Source organism: Pseudomonas sp. TE3644 (assembly GCF_056278815.1).
On sequence record NZ_JBWBQF010000001.1, the window covers coordinates 5,423,065 to 5,449,406 of the forward strand.

The following is a 26,342-nucleotide window of genomic DNA, read 5'->3' on the forward strand; positions in this document are numbered from 1 at the left end:
CGCGGGCAGAGCCCGCTCCCACATATGCTTACAAAGAACCAACAGGATCAGGCGGTTGCCTGCGCCTCTTCGTGCGCCTGGCGCAGCCGTTCGCGGCTGTTGGTCAGGTGCAGGCGCATGGCCGCGCGGGCAGCGTCGGAGTCCTGACGGGCGATGGCCTCGTAGATCTCTTCGTGCTCGCGGCTCAGGCGGTTCATGTAGTGCTGCTGGTCATCATGGGCCAGGCGCGCAGAGTTCAGCCGCGTGCGCGGGATGATGCTGGTGCCCAGGTGGGTCATGATGTCGGTGAAATAGCGGTTGCCCGTGGACAGGGCAATCTGCAGGTGGAACTGGAAGTCAGACGCCACGGCGTCCGAGGCATGCGCCGCGCTTTCCGCCAGGGCGTCGAGCGCCGCACGCATGGCCGCCAGCTGTTCAGGCGAGCGGCGCTGGGCGGCCAGCCCGGCCGATTCCACTTCCAGGCTGATGCGCAGTTCCAGCACCGCCAGTACGTCACGCAAGGTGACGATGGTTGCCGGGTCGATGCGGAAGCCGCTGGGGCTGGGCGTGTCGAGCACGAAGGTGCCGATGCCATGGCGGGTTTCCACCTGCCCCGCTGCCTGCAGGCGCGAAATGGCTTCGCGCACTACGGTGCGGCTGACGCCCTGCTCCTGCATGATCGCCGACTCGGTGGGCAGCTTGTCGCCGCGCTTGAGCTCACCCTTGAGGATGCGCTCGGTCAGCACGGTGACCAGTTCCTGGGCAAGGCTGCGCGGTTTGCGGCGGCCGCGAGGCGGGGCGATTGGCGTTTCCATGGCGAACTTCTTATCTCGAAATCACGTGTATAGGCGCATCATAGCGCATTCCAGTGGTACGACCACCTAGACGGTGGTCGCCTCGCCCATTGTTTGTGTCTGCAAATGTCCACCCTCCAGGCGTATGTGCCGGGAGTGGAAACGCTTGAGGCTGCTGCGGTGGCCGACGCTGATCAATGTGATACCGGGTAATTCGTCGATCAGGGCCTGGTACAGCAAGGCTTCGTCTTCTTCGTCCATGGCCGAGGTGGCTTCGTCCAAATAGAGCCACTGCGGCGCGTACAGCAAGGCGCGGGCGAAGGCCAGGCGTTGTTGCTCGCCTGGGGACAGCAGACTTTGCCAGTGGGCGCTTTCGTCCAGGCGTGCCACCAGGTGCGGCAGGCGACAGACCGTCAGCACGTGCTCATAGCGATCCTGAGCATACGCGTCTCCCGGTTGTGGATAACTCAACGCCTCGCGCAGGCTGCCAATGGGCAGGTAAGGCTTCTGCGGCATGAACAGCGAACGTGCCTGGGGCATGTCGATGCGCCCCTGCCCCTGGGCCAGCAGATTGCCCATGGCCCGCAGTAGGGTGCTCTTGCCGCTGCCTGAACGACCGCTGAGCAACACGCGCTCACCCGCCGCAACATTCAGACTGGCGCCTTGCAGCAGCTGGCGGCTACCAAACGTCAGTTCCAGGTCGGCAATGTGCAATTGATTGCCTTGTTGCTGCACCTGGATACCCCCGGTGCGCGACTCGTTCTCGTCCATGGCCTGGCGGAAACTGAGCAGACGGTCGCAGGTGGCGCGCCAGTCAGCCAGCTTGGCATACGCATCGATGAACCAGCTCAAGCTGCCCTGCACGTTGCCGAACGCGCCGGCCACCTGCATCAGCACACCCAGTTCGATAGCCCCGGAGAAATACCGCGGCGCGGCGACCACGACAGGGAAAATGTTGGCGATCTGTGCGTAACCACTGGTAAAGATATTCATGCGTTTCTGTACGCGCATGATCGACCAGTAGTTGTTCCACACTTGGCGGAAACGCGCCTCCAGACGCTGGTTCTCCACCTTTTCGCCATCCAGCAAGGCGATCGTCTCGGCGTTTTCACGCATGCGAATCAGCCCGAAACGCAGGTCTGCCTCGTACCGTTGCTGGTTGTTGCTCAAGCCGATCAGGCGGCGCCCCACCAGGTGCGTGATCAGGGTGCCGGCCAGTGCATACAGCACCGCCGCCCAGAACATGTAGCCATGAACGGTGATGCCCCAGACTTCAAGCGCGCCGGAAATACCCCACAGGATCACCGAAAACGACGCCAGGCTGACGATATTGCTGATAAAGCCCAGCCCGATGGTCAGGGTGTCGCTGGTGAAGTCGCGCAAATCCTCGGTCAACCGCTGGTCGGGGTTGTCCGTGGAGCCCTGCTGCTCAAGACGGTAGTAATTCTTGTGCGCCAGCCACTTGTGGAAATGCTTTTCCGTCAGCCAGCGCCGCCAACTGATGGTCAGCATCTGCGTCAGGTAGGTCTGGGTTACGCCAAGGGCGATGAACACCGTGGCCATGCCGCAGAAATAGAGGATCAGTTTGACGAACGCGTCGTACTGCTTCTTCTCGAGAGCGTTGTACATGTCGCGGTTGAAGCTGTTGAACCATACCGACATGGCCACGATGGCCAGCGACAGACCGAGGATGGTCAGCAGCAGCAACCAGGCCTTGCCCTTTTCTTCACTTTTCCAATACGGGGTAATCAAACCCCAGACCCGGCGCAGAAAATGACCGCGCACAGCATCGTTGACCGCGGAATGCTCAGCGTTCTGATTCATGAATAAGCTCGATAATGGTGACCCGCGCGCGCATCGGCCTTGATGCGCGGGGATCTGGAATCAACACGTCGGGCGCTCAGCGCCGGACTGGGCGCTTCTGCAATTTACGCTGCAGGGTGCGCCGGTGCATGCCCAGGGCGCGGGCAGTGGCGGAGATGTTGCCTTCGTGCTCGGTCAGCACGCGCTGGATGTGTTCCCACTGCAGGCGGTCCACCGACATCGGGTTTTCCGGCACCAGGGTGTCCAGGTCGGCGTGTTCGGACAGCAGGGCCGCCAGCACGTCGTCGGCGTCGGCCGGCTTGCACAGGTAGTTGCAGGCGCCGCGCTTGATAGCCTCCACCGCGGTGGCAATGCTCGAGTAACCGGTCAGGATCACCACGCGCATTTCCGGGTCCAGCTCCAGCAGCTTGGGCAGCAGCACCAGGCCCGAGTCGCCTTCCATTTTCAGGTCCAGGGCGGCGTAGTCGGGAATGTCGTCCTGGGCCAGCTTCAGGCCTTCCTCGGCGCTGGCGGCGGTGCTTACGCGAAAGCCGCGACGCGCCATGGCGCGGGCCATCACGCGGGTAAAGGTCGAATCGTCGTCGACCAGCAACAGATGCGGCAGCTCTTCGCCTTCGACCTGGTTTTCGTCACTCATGTCTGTCTCCTCGGGCGTCACGGGGCAGGCGCAGCTCGGTAAGTGTGCCGCCCTGTTCATGACTATAGAGTTTTACCGAGCCGCCTGCGCGTGTCACGCTGGCCTTGCTCAAAAACAGGCCCAGGCCGAAGCCTTTGCCCTTGGTGGTAAAGAAAGGTTTGCCGATTTGCTCGGCGATAGCCAGAGGCACACCGGGTCCGTGGTCGCGAATCACGATGAAGATATCTTCAGCGTTCCAGTCCAGGTGCACCTGCAAGCCTTCGGAGCAGGCGTCGGCAGCGTTGTTCAGCAGGTTCAGCAGCGCCTGGGTCAGGTCTGGCGGTGGCGCCAGCTCCGGCACCTCGCCCTGGCCCAGACGCTGGAAGCGGTAGGTGGCTTCGGGGCGCATCAGGTGCCAGCGGTTCAGGGCTTCGTCCAGCCACTGGGTGACGGGCTGCTCCAGCACGGCCATGCGGCGGTTGGCCTCGGCGGCGCGCACCAGCTGCTGCAAGGTTTCCTTGCACAGTTTGACCTGGTCCTGCAGCACCTGCAGGTCTTCCTGTAGGGCCGGGTCGTGGTGGTCCTGGCGCATTTCCTTGAGCAGCACGCTCATGGTCGCCAGCGGCGTGCCCAATTCATGGGCCGCGCCAGCGGCTTCGGTGGCCACGGCCAGCAGTTGCTGGTCACGCAGGCCCTCTTCGCGGCGCTGGGCGCGCATCTGCTCCTGACGGCGCAGTTCCTCGGCCATTTTCGCGGCGAAGAAGGTGATCACCCCGGCGGCCAGGGCAAAACTCAGCCACATGCCGTAGTTCTGCAGAATGGCCCGGTCGATGGGGAAGGTGGGCAACGGATAGAAGCGCACCAGCAGCAGCGAATAGCAGGCCAGGGCGATACCCGAGAGAATCACCGAATACAGCCACGGCAACGTTACCGCCGCAATCGTCAGGGGCACCAGGTAATACGAGACGAACGGGTTGGTCGACCCACCCGAGTAATACAGCAGCGCACTGTGCAGCAGCAGGTCGCAGGTCAGTTGCAGGGCGTATTCCTGCTCGGTCACCGGCAGCGAAGCACGCACGCGCAGCGCGGTGACGGTGCACAGCAGCAGCGATATCGCCAGGGTGATGCTCAATTGCAGCCAAGGCAGCGGCAACAAATGCGTCAGGTAGGCAAAGCCCACCGAACCGGCTTGCGCGGCCAGCACCAGGATGCGGATAAAGGTCAGGCGCCAGAGGTTCTGACGTGTAGCGGACAACGGCATGGATGGGACGAGCATGAGCTCTCCTGATGAGCGCTCCAGGTAGATCGTTACAAGTGTAACAAACTAGCGCAGGGCGCAGACAAAACTGCGGCAAAGCGCCACAGCGCAAATGCCGCGCCACAGCTCCTATGCCAAACAAACAGGGCGGACCAGGCGACCTCCCAGACATAATTGGCCCGAAACAAATGTAGGACCGGCCTCTGGCCGGGAAGCGCCGCGCGGGCGGCGCGCGATCTTCAGAACGCAGCAGAACTCAAGACATGCACCTCTCAACAACACCACATCCCCCGTAGCAGCGGCCGCCAGGTCGCGTCACAGGCACTGCGGTCCGCCAGGGACACCGCCGACGCGGCCTGGCGGCCGCTGCTACAGGATCGCGTTGTGGTTTGGAGGTGCATGCCTTGGGTTCTGCTGCGTTCTGGAGATCGCGCGCCGCCCGCGCGGCGCTTCCCGGCCAGAGGCCGGTCCTACATTTGTTTCGGGCCAGTTATGTCTGTGAGGTCACCTCAGCCGCCTCTGTTTTTTGACTGGAGGCATTTGTGGGGCATAAATGGTTACACATCCATGATGAACCGCCGCCCGGCAGCTACAGTCTCATCGGTTTGCCCACAAGGAGTCCCCCATGCACACCCTCCGCCGCAGCACCGCCCTCCTCCTGGGCGCCGGCCTGCTTGCCAGCCTGTCGGCCATGGCCGACGAGCCCCGCTACAACCAGATCTCGCTGCGCGCCGAGGTCAGCCAGGAAGTGCCACGTGACCTGATGCTGGTCACCCTGTACAGCGAAGAACAGAACGCCGACCCCGCCAAGCTCGCCGCCCAGGTCACCGAGGCTATGAACAAGGCGCTGGGCAAGGCCCGCGCGGTGAAGGAAGTGAAGATCAGCCAGGGCAGCCGCAACAGCTACCCTATCTACGACGACAAGGGCCAGAAGATCACCGGCTGGCGCGAGCACGCCGAGCTGCGCCTGGAAAGCGCCGACTTCCCGGCCCTGTCCACCCTCACCGGGCAGTTGCTGCAAGACCTGAAGATGGGCGGCATGACCTTCACCATTTCACCCAAGACCCGCACCCAGAGCGAAGACGCGCTGCTCAAGGATGCCGTGGCCGCGTTCAAGGCCCGCGCCCAATTGGCGACCGAGGCGCTGGGCGGCAAGGGCTATAAAGTGGTCAGCATGAACCTCAACAGCAGCGGCTATCAGCAGCCGTTCCCCCGGGCGGCGATGATGATGAAGTCGGCCATGGCCGATTCGGCACCTACCCCTGAAGTGGAAGCCGGCACCAGCCAGGTCAGCATGAACGCTGACGGCACCATCGAAGTGCAGATGCCGTAACCGCTGTAGCCGCTGCCGCCAGGCTGCGCTGGCCCTTTGCCCCACTGGAGATCTTCAGGGTTCACGCCGGACAGCGCAGCCTGCGGCAGCGGCTACGGTGATAGGGGCAACAGATGGGGTATTCTGCGTTCGATTAACGCACCCCTTGAGGCTTTCATGGACAAAACCGCCTTCACCCCGCTGCTGCTCGCCGCCGCCCTGCTGGCCGGCGCGCCCCTGGCGCAGGCCGCCAGCACCCTGGTCTATTGCTCGGAAGCCAGCCCCGCCGGCTTCGACCCCAGCCAGTACACCAGCGGCACCGATTTCGATGCCTCGGCCGAAACCGTGTTCAACCGCCTGACCCAGTTCAAGCGCGGCGGCACCGAGGTCGAACCGGGGCTGGCCACCTCCTGGGACGTGTCCAAGGACGGCCTGACGTATACCTTCCACCTGCGCGACGGCGTCAAGTTCCACACCACCGACTATTTCACGCCCACGCGCACCTTCAATGCCGACGACGTGCTGTTCACCTTCCACCGCCTGCTGGACCCGCAGCAGCCGTTCCGCCAGGCCTACCCGTCGGAGTCGCCGTACTTCAACGACATGGACCTCAACACCACCATCAAGTCGGTGACCAAGACCGACGAGCACACGGTGGTGTTCAGCCTCAACCATATCGACGCCGCCTTCGTGCAGAACCTGGCCATGAGCTTCGCCTCCATCCAGTCCGCCGAATACGCCAATCAATTGCTCAAGCAGGGCAAGGCCGCCGACATCAACCAGAAGCCCATCGGCACCGGTCCGTTCGTGTTCAAGCGCTACCAGAAGGACGCGCAGATCCGCTTCGTCGGCAACAAGGACTACTGGAAGCCCGAGGATGTGAAGCTCGACAACCTGATCTTCTCCATCACCCCGGACGCCGCTGTGCGCCTGCAGAAGCTCAAGCGCGGCGAGTGCCAGGTCAGCGGCTACCCACGCCCCGAAGACATCGAAGTGGCCAAGCAGGACCCCGACCTGAAAGTGCTCAGCCAGCCCGGCTTCAACCTGGGTTTCCTGGCCTATAACGTCACCCACAAGCCCCTGGACCAGCTCAAGGTGCGCCAGGCCCTGGACATGGCCATCGACAAGCCGGCCATCATCAAGGCGGTGTACCAGAGCGCCGGCCAGCTGGCGCAGAACGCCATCCCGCCGGGCCAATGGTCTTACGACCCGACCGTCAAGGACGCCCCCTACAACCCGGATAAAGCGCGTGCGCTGCTGAAGGAAGCCGGGGTCAAGGAAGGCACCACCATCGATCTGTGGGCCATGACCGTGCAACGCGCCTCCAACCCCAATGCGCGCATGTCGGCGCAGATGATCCAGAGCGACTGGGCCAAGGTGGGCATCAAGGCCAATATCGTCAGCTATGAATGGGGCGAGTACATCAAGCGCGCCAAGGCCGGCGAGCACGACGTGATGATCTACGGCTGGACCGGTGACAACGGCGACCCCGACAACTGGCTGGGCGTGCTGTACAGCTGCGGTGCGGTGAAGGGCAGCAACTACGCCAAGTGGTGCGACCCCGCCTACGACAAGCTGATCCAGCAGGCCAAGCTGAGCAGCAACCGTGACGAGCGGATCAAGCTGTACCAACAGGCCCAGCACATCCTCAAGGCGCAGGTGCCGATCACCCCGATCGCCAACTCCACGGTGTTCCAACCCATGCGCAAGGAAGTACAGGACTTCCGCATCAGCCCGTTCGGCTTGACGCCCTTCTATGGCGTAAGCCTGAAGTAGCCTTTCCCGGCACGTGGGAGCGGGTTCTACCCGCGAAAAGAGCGCCTCAGCTCGCCAGGTACAACGCGGCGCGCCCTTCGCGGGCAGAGCCCGCTCCCACAGGGAAGGCCGTTATGTGGCGCACCATTTTGGCGCACAATCCTGACCAAATGATCAGTTTTTGGGCGCGCAACGCACCAAATAAAACGTACGCAAACGTTCAAATGAATACTTTTTTATATCCATGCGACATTCTTGTACGCCAGTTCCACAGTTTGTCCTTTCGCTGACGCCAAAGTATTGCTTTGGGTATGCCGCCTGCATAAGTATCGGCAGGTAGACCCACAAGGTCCTCCTCAATCAAAAAACACAACAACTGAGGCCACCATGCTCAAACACGCGGTCATTCCGTTTCTGATCGGCGCCGGGCTGCTAGCCAGCGCTCCTTTTGCCCTGGCAGCACCCACCAGCCTGGTGTTTTGCTCCGAAGGCAGCCCGGCGGGCTTCGACCCGGGCCAGTACACCACCGGCACTGACTTCGACGCCTCGGCCGAAACCATGTTCAACCGCCTCAGCCAGTTCGAGCGCGGCGGCACCGCCGTCGTTCCTGGCCTGGCCACCAGCTGGGACATCGCCCCGGACGGCCTGACCTACACCTTCCATCTGCGTGAAGGGGTCAAGTTCCACACCACCGACTACTTCAAGCCGACCCGCGATTTCAACGCCGACGACGTGCTGTTCACCTTCAACCGCATGCTGGACAAGGACATGCCGTTCCGCAAGGCGTACCCCACCGAATTCCCGTATTTCACCGACATGGGGATGAACGACAACATCACCAAGGTCGAGAAACTGGACGACCACACCGTCAAGTTCACCCTCAAGACCGTCGACGCCGCGTTCATCCAGGACATGGCCATGAGCTTCGCCTCCATCCAGTCGGCCGAATACGCCGCCCAACTGTTGAAGGAAGGCAAGCCACAGGATCTCAACCAGAAGCCGATCGGCACCGGTCCTTTCGTGTTCAGCAAGTACCAGAAGGACGCCCAGATCCGCTTCAAGGGCAACAAGGACTACTGGAAGCCTGAGGATGTGAAGGTCGATAACCTGATCTTCGCCATCACCACCGATGCCTCGGTGCGCATGCAGAAGCTGAAGAAAAACGAGTGCCAGATCACCGCGTACCCGCGCCCGGCCGACATCGAGCCGCTCAAGGCCGACCCAAACCTGAAGATGCCTGAGCAGGCCGGCTTCAACCTCGGTTACATCGCCTACAACGTGACCCACAAGCCGTTCGACAACCTCAAGTTCCGCCAGGCGCTGGACATGGCGGTCAACAAGCAGCAGATCATCAAGTCGGTGTACCTGGGCGCAGGCCAGCTGGCCGTCAACGCCATGCCGCCGACCCAGTGGTCTTACGACACCACCATCAAGGACCCGGCCTACGACCCCGAGAAGGCCAAGGCTCTGCTCAAGGAAGCCGGCATTCCCGAGGGCACCACCATCAACCTGTGGGCCATGCCGGTGCAGCGCCCGTACAACCCCAACGCCAAACTGATGGCTGAAATGCTGCAGTCGGACTGGGGCAAGATCGGCATCAAGGCCAACATCGTCAGCTACGAGTGGGGCGAGTACATCAAGCGCGCCCACAACGGCGAGACTGATGCCATGCTGATCGGCTGGAGCGGTGACAACGGTGACCCGGACAACTGGCTGGGCACCCTGCTGGGTTGCGATGCCATCAACGGCAACAACTTCGGCAAATGGTGTGACGCCGACTTCGACAAACTGGTCAAGGCGGCCAAGGCCACTGCTGATCAGGCCAAGCGCACCGAGCTGTACAAGCAGGCCCAGCATCGCGTGAAAGACCAGGTGCCGATCACTCCGATCGCCCACTCCACGGTCTATCAGCCAATGCGCAACAGCGTGGTGGACTTCAAGATCAGCCCGTTCGGCCTGAACTCGTTCTACGGCGTGGGCATCGACGACAGCAAGAAGTAAACCTGTAGCCGCTGCCGAAGGCTGCGCTGGCCCGAGTGAACCCCGGAGATTCCCCGTGGGGCACAGGGCCAGCGCAGCCTGGCGGCAGCGGCTACACATTGGTCCGTGGGAATTTCCTGAAGACAACGATTACTGCATTTTCACGCAGGGACTTCGTGCATTTCAGAAACGTCCTACAAGCCCCAGGGAAAACGCGCATTTACGGTCAAGGCTGGCGCCCCTAGTTTCGAAGCCCGCCCTCAAGCAATACACGGGCACTTCGATCCAGACACCAAGGAATAGACCGTCATGCGTCAACACCATCTGGTTGCATCGCTACTGAGCCTCGGCCTGCTGGCTGAGATACCGCTGAGCCACGCCAACGGCAAGAGCCTGGTGTTCTGCTCCGAAGGCAGCCCGGCAGGCTTCGATATCGCCCAGTTCACCGGCGGTACCGACAACGATGCCGCGCACCCGCTGTACAACCGCCTCACCGAGTTCGAGCGCGGCGGCACCGCCGTGGTCCCGGCCCTGGCCACCCGCTGGGACATTTCCGAAGATGGCCTGACCTACACCTTCCACCTGCGCGAAGGCGTGCGTTTTCACAGCAACAAGGACTTCACCCCCAGCCGCAACTTCAATGCCGACGACGTGCTGTTCACCTTCAACCGCATGCTCGACCGCAACCACCCGTTCACCAAGGCCTACCCCACCGAGTTCCTGTACTTCGGCTCCATGGGGCTGGACAAGAATATCGTCAGCATCACCAAGCAAGACCCCATGACCGTGGTCTTTACCCTGCGCAGCGTGGACGCCGCGTTCGTGCAGAACATTGCCATGAGCTTCGCCGCCATCCTGTCGGCCGAATACGCCGAGCAGTTGCTCAAGGCCGGCAAGCCCAGTGACATCAACCACAAGCCCATCGGCACCGGCCCCTTCGCCCTGCAGCGCTACCAGAAAGACTCGCAGATCCGCTACAAGGCCCATGAACACTACTGGGAACCCGAGCAGGTCAAGATCGAGCAGTTGATCTACGCCATCAACGTCGACGCCTCGGTGCGCGTGCAGAAGCTGCGCAAAAACGAATGCCAGGTCACCCTCAACCCACGCCCGGCAGACCTGGCCGCGCTGAAGGCGGACAGCAAACTGAAGGTACTGGAAGCCCCGGGCTACAACCTGGGCTACATCGCCTACAACGTCGAGCGTGCGCCGTTCAATCAGCTCAAGGTGCGCCAGGCGCTGGACATGGCTGTCAACAAGCAGGCCATCGTAGAGTCGGTCTACCACGAGTCGGGGCAGCTGGCGGTCAACTCCATGCCGCCCACCCAGTGGTCTTATGACGAAAGCGTCAAGGACGCGCCCTACAACCCTGAAAAAGCGCGCCAGCTGCTGCGCGAAGCCGGGGTCAAGGAAGGCCAGGAAATCACCCTGTGGGCCATGCCCGTGCAGCGCCCCTACAACCCCAACGCCAAGCTGATGGCCGAAATGCTGCAGTCCGACTGGGCCAAGGTAGGCATCAAGGCGCGCATCGTCAGCTACGAATGGGGCGAGTACCTCAAGCGCACCAAGAATGGCGAACACGACGTCGCCCTGCTGGGCTGGACCGGCGACAACGGCGACCCCGACAACTGGCTGGGCACCCTGTACAGCTGCGACGCCATCGGCAGCAATAACGCCGCGCGCTGGTGTGACCCCACCTACGACGCGCTGGTGAAAAAAGCCAAGACCCTGGCCGACCGCGAACAGCGCAGCGAGCTGTACCGCCAGGCCCAGCAGATCCTCAAGGCCCAGGTGCCGATCACGCCGGTGGCGCACTCCACCGTCAGCCAACCCATCAGCGCCAAGGTGCAGGGCTTCAAGGTCAGCCCCTTTGGCCGCAACGAGTTCTCCGGGGTATCCGTCACCGAGTGAGCCAACCCGCACCGATGCGCAAGCCCAGGCTTGCGGGCATCAACGCACGGCAAACTGCGGCCAATTGAACAAGGCCAAACGTTTGCAAACACAGTTGTACCTAGTTGACCGCGTACCTGAAGGTACCGGCATAAAAAAAAGAAAAGACCAAGGAGCTTCACCATGAGCATGACAAGAAAAACAATGCTGGCCTTATCCATCAGCGGGCTGTCGACCCTGGCGTTTGCCGATGACGCCAGCCAGGCCTTCACGCCCACCACGCTGAAAACCACCAGCGCCCAGGCCGACGCCAAGGGTTTCGTCGAAGACCAGAGCCTGTCGGGCAATACCCGCAACTGGTACGCCCGCGAACAATCCAAGCGTGGGCCGCTGTTCACACACGCCAAAAACGGCGACCGTGAACCGATGAACAACCGCACCAACTGGCTGCAAAGCACCACCGTGAACTACACCTCGGGGTTCACCCAGGGCACGGTAGGCTTTGGCGTGGAAGCGGCGCTGTACAACGAAGTGGCACTGGAACGCGGCAGCGCCCGCAACGGCGGCTCCAACAACCGCACCCTGGCTGACAGCAACGGTGATGCCGTGGGCCAGTGGAGCAAACTGGGCCTGGGCAACCTCAAGGCGCGAGTGTCCAACACCACCCTGACCCTGGGCCGCCAGGCCATGGACACCCCCATGGTGGCCACCATCGGCAACCGCGCGCTGCCGTCCAGCTTCCAGGGCATTTCGATCGACAGCAAGGAATTCAACAACCTGTCGTTCCAGGCCGGCACTTTCGACCGCGTCTCGCCGCGTACCGAGCAGAGCCTGAGCAAGTTCCGCTCCGAATACAGCAACACGGGCGTGGAGACCGACCGCGTCAGCACTGCCGGCGTGAACTACCAGCCGTTCGAAAGCGTCACCACCACGCTGTTCGCCACCCAGGTGGAAGACTTCTGGAACCAGTACTACTTCGGCGCCACCCACGTGCTGGGTGACAGCGCCGTGGTCAGCCTGACCACCGGGGTCAACTACTACAAAACCCGCGACACCGGCGCCCGCAAGATGGGCGAGATCGACAACCAGGCCGGCAGCCTGTCGCTGACCGCCACCCACCAGGCCCACAGCCTGACCCTGGCCTACCAGGAGATCAACGGCAACGAGTACTTCGACTACTTGCACGAAACCAACGGCATTTTCCTGGCCAACTCGCTGCTGTCGGACTTCAACGGTCCCAACGAGAAGTCCTTCCAGGTGGCCTACGGCCTGAACATGGCCCAGTACGGTGTACCGGGCCTCAAGTTCAACGTGTACACCGCGCGCGGCTGGGGTATCGACGGTACGCACTACACCGGCACTGCCTACAAAGTGAACCAGATGGACGGCGAGCATCACTATGAATACGGCGTGGGCACCTCCTACGTGATTCAGAGCGGCGCCCTGAAAGACACCAGCGTGCGGGCCACCTATACCGCCCACCGCGCCAGTGCCAACCAGGCTGATGGCAGCCTGGACGAACTGCGGATCGTTACCACGGTTCCGTTCAACATCCTGTAAACCACGGCTCCTGGGACGGTGCGATCCACCGCCCCAAGGCCACTGGCAATTGATCAAAGAGGGACTACATGAAAGCGCTTCCCCTACGTGCCGCAATTGCGGCAGCACTGTTCAGCGTCGCCGTCGGCGTCTCGGCAAAACCTCTGGTGGTGTGCACCGAAGCCAGCCCCGAAGGGTTCGACATCGTGCAGTACACGGCCGCCGTCACCGCCGACGCGTCCTCGGAAACCCTCTTCAATCGCCTGGTGGGCTTCAAACCGGGTACCACCGACGTCATCCCTGACCTGGCCGAGCGCTGGGACATCAGCGACGACGGCACCACCTACACGTTTCACCTGCGCCAGGGCGTGAAGTTCCAGACCACCGACTACTTCAAGCCCAGCCGCACCTTCAACGCCGATGACGTGTTGTGGAGCTTCCAGCGCCAGCTGGACCCCAAGCATCCGTGGCACGACAAGGCGCCCATGGGCTTCCCCTACTTTGAAGCCATGGGCATGAAAGACCTGATCGCAGGCATCGACAAGGTGGACGACTACACTGTGCGTTTCACCCTCAAGCGTCCCGAGTCACCCTTCCTGCGGGATATGGCCATGGGCTTTGCGTCGATCTACTCCGCCGAATATGGCGACCAACTGCTGAAAGCCGGCAAGACCGCCGACATCAACAGCAAGCCGATTGGCACCGGGCCGTTCATCCTGGTGCGCTACAGCAAGGACGCCATGGTCCGTTACAAGGCCAACCCCGATTACTACAAAGGCGTGGCCCCCAGCGAAGCGCTGGTGTTCGCCATTACCCTGGACAGCAACGTGCGCCTGCAGAAATTGCGCGCCAATGAATGCCAGGTCGCCGTTTACCCCAAGCCCGACGACATCGCCGCCATCAAGGCCGACCCCAACCTGCGGGTGGACGAAATGGAGGCGCTGATGACCAGCTACCTGGCCATCAACACCTCGCACAAGTACCTGAGCGACGTGCGCGTGCGCCAGGCCATCGCCATGGCCGTGGACAAGCCCACCCTGGTCAAGACCTTGTTCGGCGCGGGCGGTGCCACCTCCGGTACCGGGCCGTATCCGCCTACCCTGCTGGGCTTTGACAAAAGCATCGTCGACCCGCCCCACGACCTGGACAAGGCCCGCGCCTTGCTCAAGGAAGCGGGCGTGCCCGAGGGCACCTCATTCACCGTGTTCGCCCGCAACGGCGCCGGCCCCACCAACCCCAACCCCACCCTGGCGGCCCAGTTGTTGCAGGGAGACCTTGCCAAGATCGGTCTCAAGCTCGATATTCGCGTGCTCGAATGGGGTGAAATGGTCAAACGCATCAAACAGGGCGAACATGACCTGGCTTTCTACGGCTGGGCCGGCGACAACGGCGACCCGGACAATTTCCTCAGCCCCAACCTGAGCTGCGATGCAACCAGCAGCGGCGAGAACGCCGCACGCTGGTGCAACAAGGACTTCGACGGGTTCCTCGCCAAGGCACGTGCCAGCAGCGACCCGGCAGAACGCGAACAGGCCTACAAGCAGGCCCAGGCTATTTTTGCCAAGGACATCCCCTGGCTGAGCCTGGCCTACCCACGCTTGTTTACCGCCGTGCGCAAAAACGTCGAGGGTTATCACATTAACCCCCTGACCAATAACAACTTCGCTACAACCCTGGTGAAGTAACAAGAAGAACGCCCGCCCGCATCCCCCACGGGCTGCGGGCAGGAACTGCCTAACCGGCTGATGAGGTACCACTCAAGATGTTTAGTTTTATAGCCCGCCGCGTGGGGTTGTTGATCCCCACCTTCTTCGGCATCACGTTGCTGACATTCGCACTGATACGCCTGATTCCGGGCGACCCCGTGGAAGTGATGATGGGCGAACGGCGCGTCGACCCTGAAATGCACGCCCAGGCCATGGAGCGCCTGGGCCTGAACAAACCCCTCTATGCCCAGTACCTGGATTACATCGGCAACCTGGCGCATGGCAACCTGGGCGAATCGCTGCGTACCCGCGAAAGCGTCTGGCACGAATTCCTGTCGCTGTTCCCGGCCACCCTGGAGCTGTCGATCGCCGCGCTGATCTTCGCCGGCATCGTCGGGCTGCTGGCCGGCGTGATCGCCGCGCTCAAGCGGGGGTCTTTATTTGACCATGGGGTGATGGGCATCTCCCTGGCTGGCTATTCGATGCCAATCTTCTGGTGGGGCCTGATCCTGATCATGTTCTTCTCGGTCAGCCTAGGCTGGACGCCGGTGTCCGGGCGCATTGACCTGCTGTACGACATCGAGCCGAAAACCGGCTTCATGCTCATCGACACGCTGCTCAGTGACGAGCCAGGCTCGTTCGTGGATGCGCTGCGCCACCTGATTTTGCCGGCCATCGTGCTGGGTACCATCCCGCTGGCGGTGATCGCGCGCATGACCCGTTCCTCCATGCTCGAAGTGCTGCGTGAAGACTACGTGCGCACCGCCCGCGCCAAGGGCCTGTCGCCCGCGCGCGTGGTGTTCGTGCATGGCCTGCGCAACGCGCTGATCCCGGTACTGACCGTGTTCGGCCTGCAAGTGGGTACCCTGCTGGCCGGTGCCGTACTGACCGAGACCATCTTCTCCTGGCCCGGCGTGGGCAAATGGCTGATCGAAGCCATCGGCGCCCGGGACTACCCCGTGGTGCAGAACGGCATCCTGTTGATCGCCTGCCTGGTGATCCTGGTCAACTTCGTGGTGGACATCCTCTACGGCCTGGCCAACCCACGCATCCGCCATCAGCGCTGAGGTACCGCACATGACTACTCCAAACAACGCGGTCACCGTTGACCAAAGCCTGCTGTACCCCTCGCCGTACAAGGAATTCTGGCAAGCGTTCGCCAAGAACAAGGGCGCCGTCGCCGGCCTTGCCTTCATGCTGCTGATCATCTTCTGCGCGCTGTTCGCGCCGTGGGTGGCGCCCCATGACCCCAGCGAGCAGTTTCGCGATGCGCTGCTGACCCCGCCCGTGTGGCTGCAGGGCGGCCAGTGGCAATACCTGCTGGGCACCGACGAGCTGGGCCGTGACCTGCTGTCGCGCCTGATCCACGGCTCGCGTTTGTCGCTGCTGATCGGCCTGTCGTCGGTGGTGATGTCGCTGATCCCGGGCATCTTCATGGGCCTGCTGGCCGGGTTCTTCCCGCGCATCATGGGCCCCAGCATCATGCGCCTGATGGACGTGATGCTGGCCCTGCCCTCGCTGCTGCTGGCCGTGGCGATTGTCGCCATCCTCGGCCCAGGCCTGATCAACACCGTGATCGCCATTGCCGTGGTTTCGCTGCCCTCCTACGTGCGCCTGACCCGCGCCGCGGTGATGGGCGAACTGAACCGCGACTACGTCACCGCCGCGCGCCTGGCCGGTGCCGGCCTGCTGCGCCTGATGTTCGTCACCGTGCTGCCCAACTGCATGGCACCGCTGATCGTGCAGGCCACCTTGAGCTTCAGCTCGGCGATCCTCGACGCTGCGGCGCTGGGCTTCCTGGGCCTGGGCGTACAGCCGCCTACCCCTGAGTGGGGCACCATGCTGGCCTCGGCCCGCGACTACATCGAACGTGCCTGGTGGGTGGTGAGCCTGCCTGGTTTGACCATTTTGCTCAGCGTGCTGGCAATCAACCTGATGGGCGACGGGCTGCGCGATGCGCTGGACCCCAAACTCAAGAATGCCGCCTGAGGGGACGACCATGTCACTGTTGCAAATCAACAATCTGAATGTGCGCTTTGGCGATGCCAAGGCCGTGCCGGTGGTCGACGGGCTGGACCTGTCGGTGGACAAGGGTGAAGTACTGGCGATCGTCGGCGAATCGGGCTCGGGCAAATCCGTGACCATGATGGCGCTGATGGGCCTGATCGATCACCCTGGCATCATCACTGCCGACGCACTGAACTTCGACGGCCGCGACATGCTCAAGCTCAGCGCACGCCAACGTCGGCAAGTGGTGGGCAAAGACCTGGCGATGATTTTCCAGGACCCCATGACCGCGCTCAACCCCAGCTACACCGTGGGCTTCCAGATTCAGGAAGTGCTGCGCCAGCACCTGGGCATGAACAACAAGCAGGCGCGTCAGCGTGCCTTGGAACTGCTGAAGAAGGTGGAAATCCCCGGCGCCGAAAGCCGTCTGGATGCCTACCCGCACCAGCTGTCCGGTGGCATGAGCCAGCGCGTGGCCATCGCCATGGCCATCGCCGGCGAGCCGAAACTGCTGATCGCCGACGAACCCACCACCGCCCTGGACGTGACCATCCAGGCGCAGATCATGGAGCTGTTGCTCAACCTGCAGAAAGAGCAGGACATGGCGCTGATCCTGATCACCCACGACCTGGCCGTGGTGGCCGAAACCGCCCAGCGCGTGTGCGTGATGTACGCCGGCCAAGCCGTTGAAGTGGGCCAGGTGCCGCAATTGTTCGACCTGCCGGGCCACCCGTACAGCGAAGCGTTGCTGGCGGCGATCCCCGAGCACAGCGAAGGCGCCGCGCGCCTGGCCACGCTGCCGGGCATCGTCCCCGGCCGCTATGACCGCCCCCAGGGCTGCCTGTTGTCGCCACGCTGCCCCTACGCCCAGGACAACTGCCGCACCCAGCGCCCGGCGCTGGACCCCAAGGCCCATAGCCTGGCCCGTTGCTTCTACCCGCTGAACCAGGAGGTGGCTTGATGGCCGTCGTACTTACTGCCCGCGACCTCACCCGTCACTATGAAGTGTCCCGTGGCCTGTTCAAGGGCCACGCCCTGGTGCGCGCGCTCAATGGCGTGTCGTTCGAACTGGAGGCCGGCAAGACTTTGGCCGTGGTCGGCGAGTCGGGCTGTGGCAAGTCCACCCTGGCGCGCGCCCTGACCCTGATCGAGGAACCCACTTCCGGCTCGCTGAAAATCGCCGGCCAGGAAGTGCACGGCGCCACCAAGGCCGAGCGCAAGCAACTGCGCAAGGACGTGCAGATGGTGTTCCAGAGCCCGTACGCCTCGCTCAACCCGCGGCAGAAAATCGGTGACCAATTGGGCGAGCCGCTGCTGATCAACACCAACCTGAACAAGGCCGAGCGCCGCGAGAAAGTGCAGGCGATGATGCAGCAGGTGGGCCTGCGCCCCGAGCATTACCAGCGCTACCCGCACATGTTCTCCGGTGGCCAGCGCCAGCGCATCGCCCTGGCCCGCGCCATGATGCTGCAGCCCAAGGTGCTGGTGGCGGACGAGCCGACTTCGGCGCTGGACGTGTCGATCCAGGCGCAGGTGCTGAACCTGTTCATGGACCTGCAACAGCAGTTCAACACCGCCTACGTGTTCATCTCCCACAACCTGGCGGTGGTGCGCCATGTGGCCGATGACGTGCTGGTGATGTACCTGGGCCGGCCGGCGGAAATGGGGCCCAAGGAGGACATCTACAAGCGTCCGCTGCACCCTTACACCCAGGCGCTGCTGTCCGCCACGCCGACCCTCAAGCCGGATCCGGCGAAACCGAAGATCAAGATCGTCGGCGAGCTGCCCAACCCGCTCAACCCGCCGCCTGGCTGCGCCTTCCACAAGCGCTGCCCGTACGCCACCGAGCGTTGCGCCAGCGAAGTGCCGGAACTGCGCCAGGTCGATACCCGGCAAGTGGCCTGCCACTATGCCGAGCAGTTCTTGAACTGATGTAACCACCTTGATCGCGATGGCGGCTGTTCTACCGCTATCGCGAGCAAGCTTTGCTCCCACAGTGCTAACCACAACCGAGGCGTACGCTTGTGGGAGCAAAGCTTGCTCGCGATGAGGCCATCAGCCCCACCACCGGAGCATCGATGCACAGCGACTCCAGCCCCACCCTAGCCACCGTCACCCGCTACCACCTGTGCTGGAAACAGCGCGACCTGGACGGCATCATGGCGCTCTACCACCCCGACATCCAATACCACGACTTTTTCCAGCACCTCACCCTGGGCCTGGCCCAATTGCGTGACTACGTGCAGGCCAACCTGCCGCGCAACGCCGATGAAGCCCTGGACCACAGCGACCGCATCCGCGTCGACGGCGACACCGCCTTCATCCAATACACCCTGACCCTGCGCGGCGCCGCCAACCTGGTGTCGTTCCGCGCCAGCGAGGCCATCGTGGTGCGCGACGGGCTGATCTGGCAGGTCAACGAATACGCAGCTTTGGTACGCGAAAACGTCGCCGACGCACCGCGCCCGGCCACCGCGCGCCTGGGGCTGTCGCCGCGGCAACTGGGCATCATGGCGCAAGACCTGCAGCACTACTTCCAGCACCAGCAACCCTACCTCAACCCCGACCTGGACCTGCAGGAAGTCGCCCGCGCCTGCGGCTACAGCCGCAACCAGATGTCCTACCTGCTCAACCAGGTGCTGGGCCAGCGCTTCTACCCCTACGTCAACCAGGCCCGCCTGCAACACCTGCTGCGCGCCCTGGAGCAGACACCCAACGCGCGCATCGACGAACTGGCCTTTGCTGCCGGGTTCAACTCGCTGTCAGCCTTCTACAAATGCTTCCGCCAGCACACCGGCCTGTCCCCCACCGCCTACCTCAAACAACGCAAGTAGCCGCTGCCGCAGGCTGCGCTGGCCCTGCGCCACGCTTGAAATCTTCAGGGTTCACACCGGCCAGCGCAGCCTACGGCAGCGGCTACATGCCATCTGCGTCAAGGTGGCTTATGCTGTAGCAGCCCACTCCGCCAAGGCTTGCCCGATGCTGCGTCCCCTGATTGCCCTTCTGCTGCTTGCCACCGGCGCCGCCCAGGCCGCCGAGACGGTCAAGGTCTACAACTGGTCGGAGTACATCGCCCCCGATACCCTGAAGAACTTTCAGGCGCGCACCGGCATCGTCCCCACCTACGAGCTGTATCACAGCAACGAAGTGCTGAACGACAAGCTGGCGGCACGCAACTCCGGTTACGACGTGGTGTTCCCGTCCACCCACTACATGGCGCGCCAGGTGCAGCACCATGACCTGATGGAGCTGGACCGCAGCAAACTGCCCAATTGGGACAACCTCAACCCCGTGCTGCTCAAGCTGCTGCAAGTCAACGACCCCGGCAACCGCCACGGTTTCCCCTACCTGTGGGGCAGCACCGGCATCGGCTACAACATCGACAAGGTCAAGGCCGTGCTGGGCGACAACGCCCCCGTGGACAGCTGGGACCTGGTGTTCAAGCCCGAGAACATCAGCAAGCTCAAGGCCTGCGGCGTGGCCTTCGTCGACAGCGGCCCGGAACTGCTGCCCATCACCCTCAACTACCTGGGCCTGGCGCCCCACAGCAAAAAGCCGGACGACTACCAGAAGGCCGAAGCGCTGCTGCTGAAAATCCGCCCCAACGTGGCCTATTTCGACACCGGCCGCTACATCGACGACCTCACCGACGGCAAGGTCTGCGTGGTGGTGGGCTACAACGGCGACGTGCTGCAGGCCCAGACCGCCGCCCGCGCTAAGAACAACGGCGTCAACATCGCCTACTCCGTACCCCGCGAAGGTGCCCCGCTGTGGTTCGACATGGTTGCCATGCCCGCCGACGCGCCGGACCCCAAGGCCGCCTACGCCTTCCTGAACTACTTGCTGGAGCCCAAGGTAATCGCCGGCATCAGCAACTACGTGCATTACGCCAACGGCAATGAAAAGGCCGATGCGCTCATCGACCCGTCGCTGCGCGGCAACAGCCTGGTGTACCCGGATGAAGACACCATGAGCCGGCTGTTTCCGTTGGAGGCGATGCCGGCGGATATTGATCTGGTGCGCAAGCAGGTGTGGGGGAAGGTGGTGGCGGGGGCGTGACACTCACCTTTCACTCGATCAAGTGCCAGGCGCACAAGGCTAAAACCTCGGTGTGTCAGGCCATGGTACGTTGCAACAAATGTGGGACCGGGCTTGCGCGTGAGGCGGGGAAGCGCCGCGCGGGCGGCGCGCGGTCTTAAGAACGACAAGGCCTCCAGACAAGCACCTTTAAGCCACGCCACGGCCCTGTAGATGTGATGGTGTGGCTTGTAAGTGCATGCCTTGGGGTTTTTCGCTGCTCTTGAGATCGAGCGCCGCCCGCGCGGCGCTTCCCCGCCTCACGCGCAAGCCCGGTCCCACATTTGTTGCAACGTACCATGGCCTGAGATACCGGGGTTCTAGCCTTGTTGGCTCGTCTCAAGGCCGGTACGTGCCCGCCTTCAGCGCCGCAATCACCTCCAGGCAATACCCCACCGCCGGTGACACATCCCCCACCCGTCGGCTGAGGATGATCGGCGAGGTGGCGTTGGCCTCCTGCAACGGGCTGTAGCCGATGTCATCGCGATGCAGAATCTGCACCGACTCCGGCACCAGGGTAATGCCGATGCCCGCCCCTACCAGGCCGATGGCGGTCTGCAGTTCGTTGGTCCATTGCGCCACCTTGATGCTCAGGCCATGGGCCGCGAACAGCGCCAGCACATGGTCGGCGTAGCTGGGGCGTGGGTTGCCGGGGTACAGCACGAAGGGCTCGCAGGCCAATTGCGCCAGGCTGGCGGTGTGGCCCAGCAGCGGGTGGCCGGTGGGCAGCACGGCGATCAGGCGGTCTTCGCGCAGCACGGTCTGGACGATGGCGGGGTCGTCGATGTGGATGCGGCCAAAGCCCACGTCGATGCGCCCAGTCTTCAGGGCTTCCACCTGCTGCACCGTGGTCATCTCCGACAGCCCCAGTTCCAGCTCGATTTCGGCGTCTTCGCTGCGCAGGCGGCGGATCATTTCCGGCAGCACGCCGTACAGCGTCGAGGGCGCAAAGCCGATGCCCATCCAGGTCTTTTTGCCCAGGCCGATGCGCCGGGTGTTTTCACACAGGGTATCGAGTTGATGGAGCAATGCGCCGCTGTGTTCGAAGAAGTAACGGCCTGCTTCGGTCAGGCGCAAGGGGCGGCCGCGCTCGATCAGGCTCACGCCCAACTCGTCCTCCAGTTGCTGGATCTGCCGGCTCAAGGGCGGCTGGGCAATGTGCAGGCGCTCGGCGGCGCGGGTGAAGTTCAGGGTCTGGGCCAACGCCTGAAAATAACGAAGATGCCTGAGTTCCACAACGCGCCTCCACGCTGACAATACCCGACAGGTATCAAACCAGACCAATTCTATATTGGATTGCAAGAAAGCGCCGTATCACTATCGGGTCATACAAGAACATAACCTGACGGGTATCGAAATGAGTCATCCCACGATCCAGTCTCTCGAGACGATCATTGTCGATCTGCCAACCATCCGCCCGCACAAGCTGGCCATGCACACCATGCAGAACCAGACCCTGGTGCTGCTGCGCCTGCGTTGCAGCGATGGCATCGAAGGCATCGGCGAGTCCACCACCATTGGCGGTCTGAGCTACGGCAACGAAAGCCCGGACAGCATCAAGGTCAACATCGACACCCACATCACCCCGCTGCTGGTCGGCCAGCCGGCCGACAACATCAACGCGGCCATGCAGCGCATCGAGCGCAGCGTGCGCGGCAACACCTTCGCCAAGTCCGGTATCGAAAGCGCCCTGCTGGACGCCCAGGGCAAGCGCCAGGGCCTGGCCGTGAGCGAGCTGCTGGGCGGCCGCCTGCGCGACAGCCTGCCGGTGGCCTGGACCCTGGCCAGCGGCGACACCGGCCGCGACATTGCCGAGGCGGAAAAGATGCTCGACGTGCGCCGCCACCGCATCTTCAAACTGAAGATCGGCGCCGGTGAAGTCAGCAAGGACCTGGCTCACGTCATCGCCATCAAGAAGGCCGTGGGCGACCGCGCCAGCGTGCGCGTGGACGTCAACCAGGCGTGGGACGAGGCCGTGGCCCTGCGCGCCTGCCGTGTCCTGGGCGACAACGGCATCGACCTGGTGGAGCAACCGATCTCGCGTTACAACCAGGTCGGCCTGGCCCGCCTGAGCGCCAGCAGCCCGATCCCGATCATGGCGGACGAGGCTATCGAGTCAGTGGAGGACGCCTATAACCTGGCGCGCCTGGGGGCCGGCACCATTTTCGCCCTGAAGATCGCCAAGACCGGCGGCCCGCGCGCCGCCCTGCGCGCCGCCGCCATTGCCGACGCGGCCGGCATCGGCCTGTACGGTGGCACCATGCTGGAAGGCGGCATCGGCACCCTGGCCTCGGCCCACGCTTTCATCACCCTGCCGAAGATGGCCTGGGACACCGAGCTTTTCGGCCCGCTGTTGCTGACCGAAGACATTCTGGCCACCCCTCCGGTGTATCAGGACTTCCAGCTGCAGGTACCGAATACCCCGGGCCTGGGCCTGGAACTGGACGAAGACCGCGTGGCGTTTTACCGCCGCGACAAGGCGACCAAAGCCTACAGCCACAGTTGAGGAGACACCTGCCATGCTGTTTCACGTAAAAATGACCGTGAACCTGCCGGTTGACATGGACCCGGCCAAGGCCACCCGCCTCAAAGCCGACGAAAAGGAACTGGCCCAGCGCCTGCAGCAAGAGGGCAAATGGCGGCACCTGTGGCGCATTGCCGGGGCGTACGCCAACTACAGCGTGTTCGATGTGGCCAGCGTGCAGGAACTGCACGACACCCTGATGCAACTGCCGCTGTTCCCCTACATGGCGATCGAGGTGGACGCGATGTGCCGCCACCCGTCCTCGATCCACGAAGACGACCGTTGATTCACGCCTGACCTGGCGCGCTGACTAATAAATATAAAATGAGGCCTCAACCATGACTGTCCACATTTCGCAAACCGAACCGGTACAGCAGTTTCTGAAAGAAGCCAGCGGTGTGTTCAACGACGCTGGCAATCCGCGGGTCAAGACCTTGATCCATCGCGTACTGAAGGACTCGGTGAAGATCATCGAGGACCTGAACGTAACCCCTGAGGAATTCTGGGCTGCCGTGAACTACCTCAACGTGCTGGGCGCACGCCAGGAAGCCGGGCTGGTGGTGGCCGGCCTTGGACTGGAACACTACATGGACCTGCAACTGGATGCCCAGGACGCAGAAGCCGGCCAGTTGGGCGGCACCCCGCGAACCATCGAAGGCCCGCTGTACGTAGCCGGTGCACCGCTGAGCCAATACGAAGCGCGCCTGGACGACGGCAGCGATGCCGGCACCGTGCTGTTCATGCAGGGCCAGGTGAAAGACGTCGACGGCCAGCCCGTGCCGGGCGCCATCGTCGATGTGTGGCAGGCCAACACCGGCGGCACCTACTCCTACTTCGACCCCTCACAGTCGGAATTCAACCTGCGCCGTCGCATCCAGGCCGACAGCGAAGGCCGCTATCGTTTCCGCAGCATCGTGCCCTCGGGCTATGGCTGCCCGCCGGACGGCCCTACCCAGCAGTTGCTGGACCAGCTGGGCCGCCACGGCCAGCGCCCGGCGCACATTCACTTCTTCATCTCGGCGCCGGGGCATCGGCACCTGACCACGCAGATCAACCTGGCGGGGGACAAGTACCTGTACGACGATTTCGCCTATGCGACGCGTGATGAGTTGGTGGCGCAGATTCGCTTCAGCGATGATCAGGGGCGGGCGCAGCAACACGGGGTGAGCGGCACGTTTGCCGAAATCGATTTCGACTTCACCTTGCAGCCGACCGAAACGCCGAAAGCGCAACAGCGCGGCGAGCGCGTGCGGGCTTTGGAAGAAAACTAAGCACCTGTAGCCGCTGCCGAAGGCTGCGCTGGCCCTTGTGGACACTTGAGATATCCAGGGAGACATAGGGCCAGCGCAGCCTGGCGGCAGCGGCTACAGGTGATCTGAGCAAATGAAAAAGGGCAGCCCGTGGGCTGCCCTTTTTGTTTTTAGTGGTGCTCGCGCGTGGCGCGGAATTTCACGTCCGGCCAGCGCTCTTCCATCAGCGCCAGGTTCACCCGGGTAGGCGCCAGGTAGGTCATGTGACCACCGCCGTCCACCGCCAGGTTTTCCACGGCCTTGTTCTTGAATTCCTCGAATTTCTTCTTGTCGGCGCAATCAACCCAGCGCGCAGACCACACGGTGATCGGCTCGTAAGAGCATTCCACCTTGTACTCTTCCTTCAGGCGGCTGGCGACCACGTCGAACTGCAGCACACCCACAGCGCCCAGGATGATGTCGTTGCTGCGCTCGGGGAAGAACACCTGGGTGGCGCCTTCTTCGGCCAACTGCTGCAGGCCCTGGCGCAGTTGCTTGGACTTGAGCGGGTCACGCAGGCGTACGCGGCGGAACAGTTCCGGGGCGAAGTGCGGGATACCGGTGAAGCCCAGCGCTTCGCCTTCACTGAAGGTGTCGCCGATCTGGATGGTGCCGTGGTTGTGCAGGCCGATGATGTCGCCGGCGAAGGCTTCTTCCAGCTGCTCACGCTCGGACGAGAAGAACGTCAGGGCGTCGCCGATGCGCAGGTCCTTGCCGGTGCGCACGTGGCGCATCTTCATGCCTTTCTCGTACTTGCCCGAGCAGATGCGCATGAAGGCGATACGGTCGCGGTGCTTGGGGTCCATGTTCGCCTGGATCTTGAACACAAAGCCGGTGAACTTCTCTTCCACCGGTTCCACGGTACGTTCATTGGCCACGCGGGCCAGCGGACGCGGCGCCCAGTCCACCACCGCGTCGAGCACATGGTCGACACCGAAGTTGCCCAGGGCGGTGCCGAAGAACACCGGGGTCATCTGGCCGTTCATGAACTCTTCCTGGTTGAAGGTGTGGCATGCGCCCTGCACCAGTTCCAGTTGGTCGATGAAACGGTCGTACTCGTCACCCAGGTGCGCGCGTGCCTCGTCGGAGTCCAGCTTCTCGATGATCTTGGTCTCGGTACGCTCGTGGCCGTGGCCCGGGGTGTAGACGATGATGTAGTCGCCAGCCAGGTGGTACACGCCCTTGAAGTCACGGTAGCAACCGATCGGCCAGGTGATGGGCGCCGCCTTGATCTTCAGTACCGCTTCGATTTCGTCGAGCAGCTCGATCGGGTCGCGAATGTCACGGTCCAGCTTGTTGATGAAGCTGACGATCGGCGTGTCACGCAGACGGCATACGTCCATCAGGGCGATGGTACGCGGCTCTACGCCTTTACCGCCGTCGAGCACCATCAGCGCCGAGTCCACCGCGGTCAGGGTGCGGTAGGTGTCTTCCGAGAAGTCTTCGTGGCCCGGGGTATCGAGCAGGTTGACCATGTGGTCGCGATACGGGAACTGCATCACCGAGGTGGTGATGGAGATACCACGTTGCTTCTCCATCTCCATCCAGTCGGAGGTGGCGTGACGGTCGGACTTGCGCGACTTCACGGTACCGGCGACGGCAATGGCCTTGCCCATCAGCAAGAGTTTCTCGGTGATGGTGGTTTTACCGGCGTCCGGGTGGGAGATAATGGCGAAAGTGCGGCGTTTCGCGACTTCGGCGGCCTGTTGGGTCATGGGAGATCGCCTGGAGGGAGATTCGAAAAAAGGGCGGCGAGTATAGCCTAAAGCCGCCCCAAGCTGAACCCGTGGGT

At 63.0% G+C, this 26,342-nt stretch carries 21 protein-coding genes; 15 read left to right on the plus strand and 6 right to left on the minus strand.

The genetic code is table 11. From position 1 onward, the window contains the following. Positions 1 to 47: 47 nt before the first annotated feature. The 4 genes from ACZ9GA_RS23990 to ACZ9GA_RS24005 all read right to left on the minus strand — a co-directional run bounded on the left by ACZ9GA_RS23990 (position 48) and on the right by ACZ9GA_RS24005 (position 4,489). A complete protein-coding gene (locus tag ACZ9GA_RS23990; RefSeq protein ID WP_027976789.1) occupies positions 48 to 794 on the minus strand; it encodes a FadR/GntR family transcriptional regulator in 747 nt (248 codons plus the stop codon). 66 nt (positions 795 to 860) lie between these two features. Then, a complete protein-coding gene (locus ACZ9GA_RS23995) occupies positions 861 to 2,597 on the minus strand; it encodes an ABC transporter ATP-binding protein/permease (protein ID WP_457360325.1) in 1,737 nt (578 codons plus the stop codon). A gap of 76 nt (positions 2,598 to 2,673) precedes the next feature. Next, positions 2,674 to 3,234 (minus strand): response regulator transcription factor, encoded by a 561-nt coding sequence (locus ACZ9GA_RS24000; RefSeq protein ID WP_027976787.1) that lies wholly within the window; start codon positions 3,232 to 3,234, stop codon positions 2,674 to 2,676. Beyond that, positions 3,227 to 4,489, minus strand: a complete 1,263-nt coding sequence (locus ACZ9GA_RS24005) for an ATP-binding protein (protein WP_457360323.1) — start codon at positions 4,487 to 4,489, stop codon at positions 3,227 to 3,229. Before ACZ9GA_RS24005 ends, ACZ9GA_RS24000 begins: the two co-directional genes overlap by 8 nt. Before the next feature lie 607 nt (positions 4,490 to 5,096). On the opposite strand from ACZ9GA_RS24005, the gene ACZ9GA_RS24010 reads away from it, so the two are divergent. The 12 genes from ACZ9GA_RS24010 (at position 5,097) to ACZ9GA_RS24065 (ending at position 20,719) form a co-directional block, all read left to right on the plus strand. Continuing rightward, the gene (locus tag ACZ9GA_RS24010) at positions 5,097 to 5,804 is read left to right on the plus strand and encodes an SIMPL domain-containing protein (RefSeq protein WP_457360321.1); all 708 of its coding nucleotides are present in this window, start codon (positions 5,097 to 5,099) and stop codon (positions 5,802 to 5,804) included. A 156-nt stretch (positions 5,805 to 5,960) separates the two neighbouring features. Continuing rightward, positions 5,961 to 7,559, plus strand: coding sequence for an ABC transporter substrate-binding protein (locus tag ACZ9GA_RS24015; RefSeq protein WP_457360319.1), 1,599 nt, complete (start codon positions 5,961 to 5,963; stop codon positions 7,557 to 7,559). 366 nt (positions 7,560 to 7,925) lie between these two features. After that, positions 7,926 to 9,539 carry an ABC transporter substrate-binding protein gene (locus ACZ9GA_RS24020; protein ID WP_457360317.1) on the plus strand — a complete coding sequence of 538 codons (1,614 nt, stop codon included), beginning with the start codon at positions 7,926 to 7,928 and terminating at the stop codon, positions 9,537 to 9,539. A 288-nt stretch (positions 9,540 to 9,827) separates the two neighbouring features. Next, positions 9,828 to 11,429, plus strand: coding sequence for an ABC transporter substrate-binding protein (locus tag ACZ9GA_RS24025; protein WP_457360315.1), 1,602 nt, complete (start codon positions 9,828 to 9,830; stop codon positions 11,427 to 11,429). A gap of 162 nt (positions 11,430 to 11,591) precedes the next feature. Next, complete coding sequence (locus tag ACZ9GA_RS24030) at positions 11,592 to 12,968, plus strand: OprD family porin (RefSeq protein ID WP_457360313.1); 1,377 nt, start codon at positions 11,592 to 11,594, stop codon at positions 12,966 to 12,968. A 68-nt stretch (positions 12,969 to 13,036) separates the two neighbouring features. Further along, the gene (locus ACZ9GA_RS24035; protein ID WP_457360311.1) at positions 13,037 to 14,632 is read left to right on the plus strand and encodes an ABC transporter substrate-binding protein; all 1,596 of its coding nucleotides are present in this window, start codon (positions 13,037 to 13,039) and stop codon (positions 14,630 to 14,632) included. Between the two features lie 77 nt (positions 14,633 to 14,709). Beyond that, the gene (locus ACZ9GA_RS24040; protein WP_027976778.1) at positions 14,710 to 15,720 is read left to right on the plus strand and encodes an ABC transporter permease subunit; all 1,011 of its coding nucleotides are present in this window, start codon (positions 14,710 to 14,712) and stop codon (positions 15,718 to 15,720) included. Positions 15,721 to 15,730: 10 nt separating this feature from the next. Further along, positions 15,731 to 16,642 (plus strand): ABC transporter permease subunit, encoded by a 912-nt coding sequence (locus tag ACZ9GA_RS24045; protein ID WP_027976777.1) that lies wholly within the window; start codon positions 15,731 to 15,733, stop codon positions 16,640 to 16,642. Between the two features lie 10 nt (positions 16,643 to 16,652). Continuing rightward, complete coding sequence (locus ACZ9GA_RS24050) at positions 16,653 to 17,621, plus strand: ABC transporter ATP-binding protein (protein WP_457360309.1); 969 nt, start codon at positions 16,653 to 16,655, stop codon at positions 17,619 to 17,621. Beyond that, on the plus strand, positions 17,621 to 18,592 hold the full coding sequence (locus ACZ9GA_RS24055) for a peptide ABC transporter ATP-binding protein (protein WP_457360307.1): 972 nt from the start codon (positions 17,621 to 17,623) through the stop codon (positions 18,590 to 18,592). Before ACZ9GA_RS24050 ends, ACZ9GA_RS24055 begins: the two co-directional genes overlap by 1 nt. Positions 18,593 to 18,738: 146 nt before the next feature. Then, on the plus strand, positions 18,739 to 19,494 hold the full coding sequence (locus ACZ9GA_RS24060; protein ID WP_457360305.1) for an AraC family transcriptional regulator: 756 nt from the start codon (positions 18,739 to 18,741) through the stop codon (positions 19,492 to 19,494). A gap of 145 nt (positions 19,495 to 19,639) precedes the next feature. Continuing rightward, entirely contained in the window at positions 19,640 to 20,719 is a 1,080-nt protein-coding gene (locus ACZ9GA_RS24065; RefSeq protein ID WP_457360303.1) for a polyamine ABC transporter substrate-binding protein, read from the plus strand. A gap of 357 nt (positions 20,720 to 21,076) precedes the next feature. Here ACZ9GA_RS24065 and ACZ9GA_RS24070 read toward each other — a convergent pair whose 3' ends face one another. Further along, positions 21,077 to 21,973, minus strand: a complete 897-nt coding sequence (locus ACZ9GA_RS24070; RefSeq protein ID WP_457360301.1) for a LysR family transcriptional regulator — start codon at positions 21,971 to 21,973, stop codon at positions 21,077 to 21,079. Positions 21,974 to 22,094: 121 nt separating this feature from the next. On the opposite strand from ACZ9GA_RS24070, the gene ACZ9GA_RS24075 reads away from it, so the two are divergent. The 3 genes from ACZ9GA_RS24075 to catA are packed head-to-tail and all read left to right on the plus strand — an operon-like array spanning position 22,095 to position 24,532. Continuing rightward, positions 22,095 to 23,243 (plus strand): muconate cycloisomerase family protein, encoded by a 1,149-nt coding sequence (locus ACZ9GA_RS24075; protein WP_457360299.1) that lies wholly within the window; start codon positions 22,095 to 22,097, stop codon positions 23,241 to 23,243. A gap of 13 nt (positions 23,244 to 23,256) precedes the next feature. Next, on the plus strand, positions 23,257 to 23,547 hold the full coding sequence (gene catC, locus ACZ9GA_RS24080; RefSeq protein WP_455925564.1) for a muconolactone Delta-isomerase: 291 nt from the start codon (positions 23,257 to 23,259) through the stop codon (positions 23,545 to 23,547). Positions 23,548 to 23,599: 52 nt separating this feature from the next. Further along, positions 23,600 to 24,532, plus strand: a complete 933-nt coding sequence (gene catA / locus ACZ9GA_RS24085) for a catechol 1,2-dioxygenase (protein WP_457360297.1) — start codon at positions 23,600 to 23,602, stop codon at positions 24,530 to 24,532. Between the two features lie 149 nt (positions 24,533 to 24,681). On the opposite strand, the gene ACZ9GA_RS24090 is transcribed toward catA, so the two are convergent. Continuing rightward, positions 24,682 to 26,265 carry a peptide chain release factor 3 gene (locus ACZ9GA_RS24090; protein ID WP_457360295.1) on the minus strand — a complete coding sequence of 528 codons (1,584 nt, stop codon included), beginning with the start codon at positions 26,263 to 26,265 and terminating at the stop codon, positions 24,682 to 24,684. Positions 26,266 to 26,342: the final 77 nt, after the last annotated feature.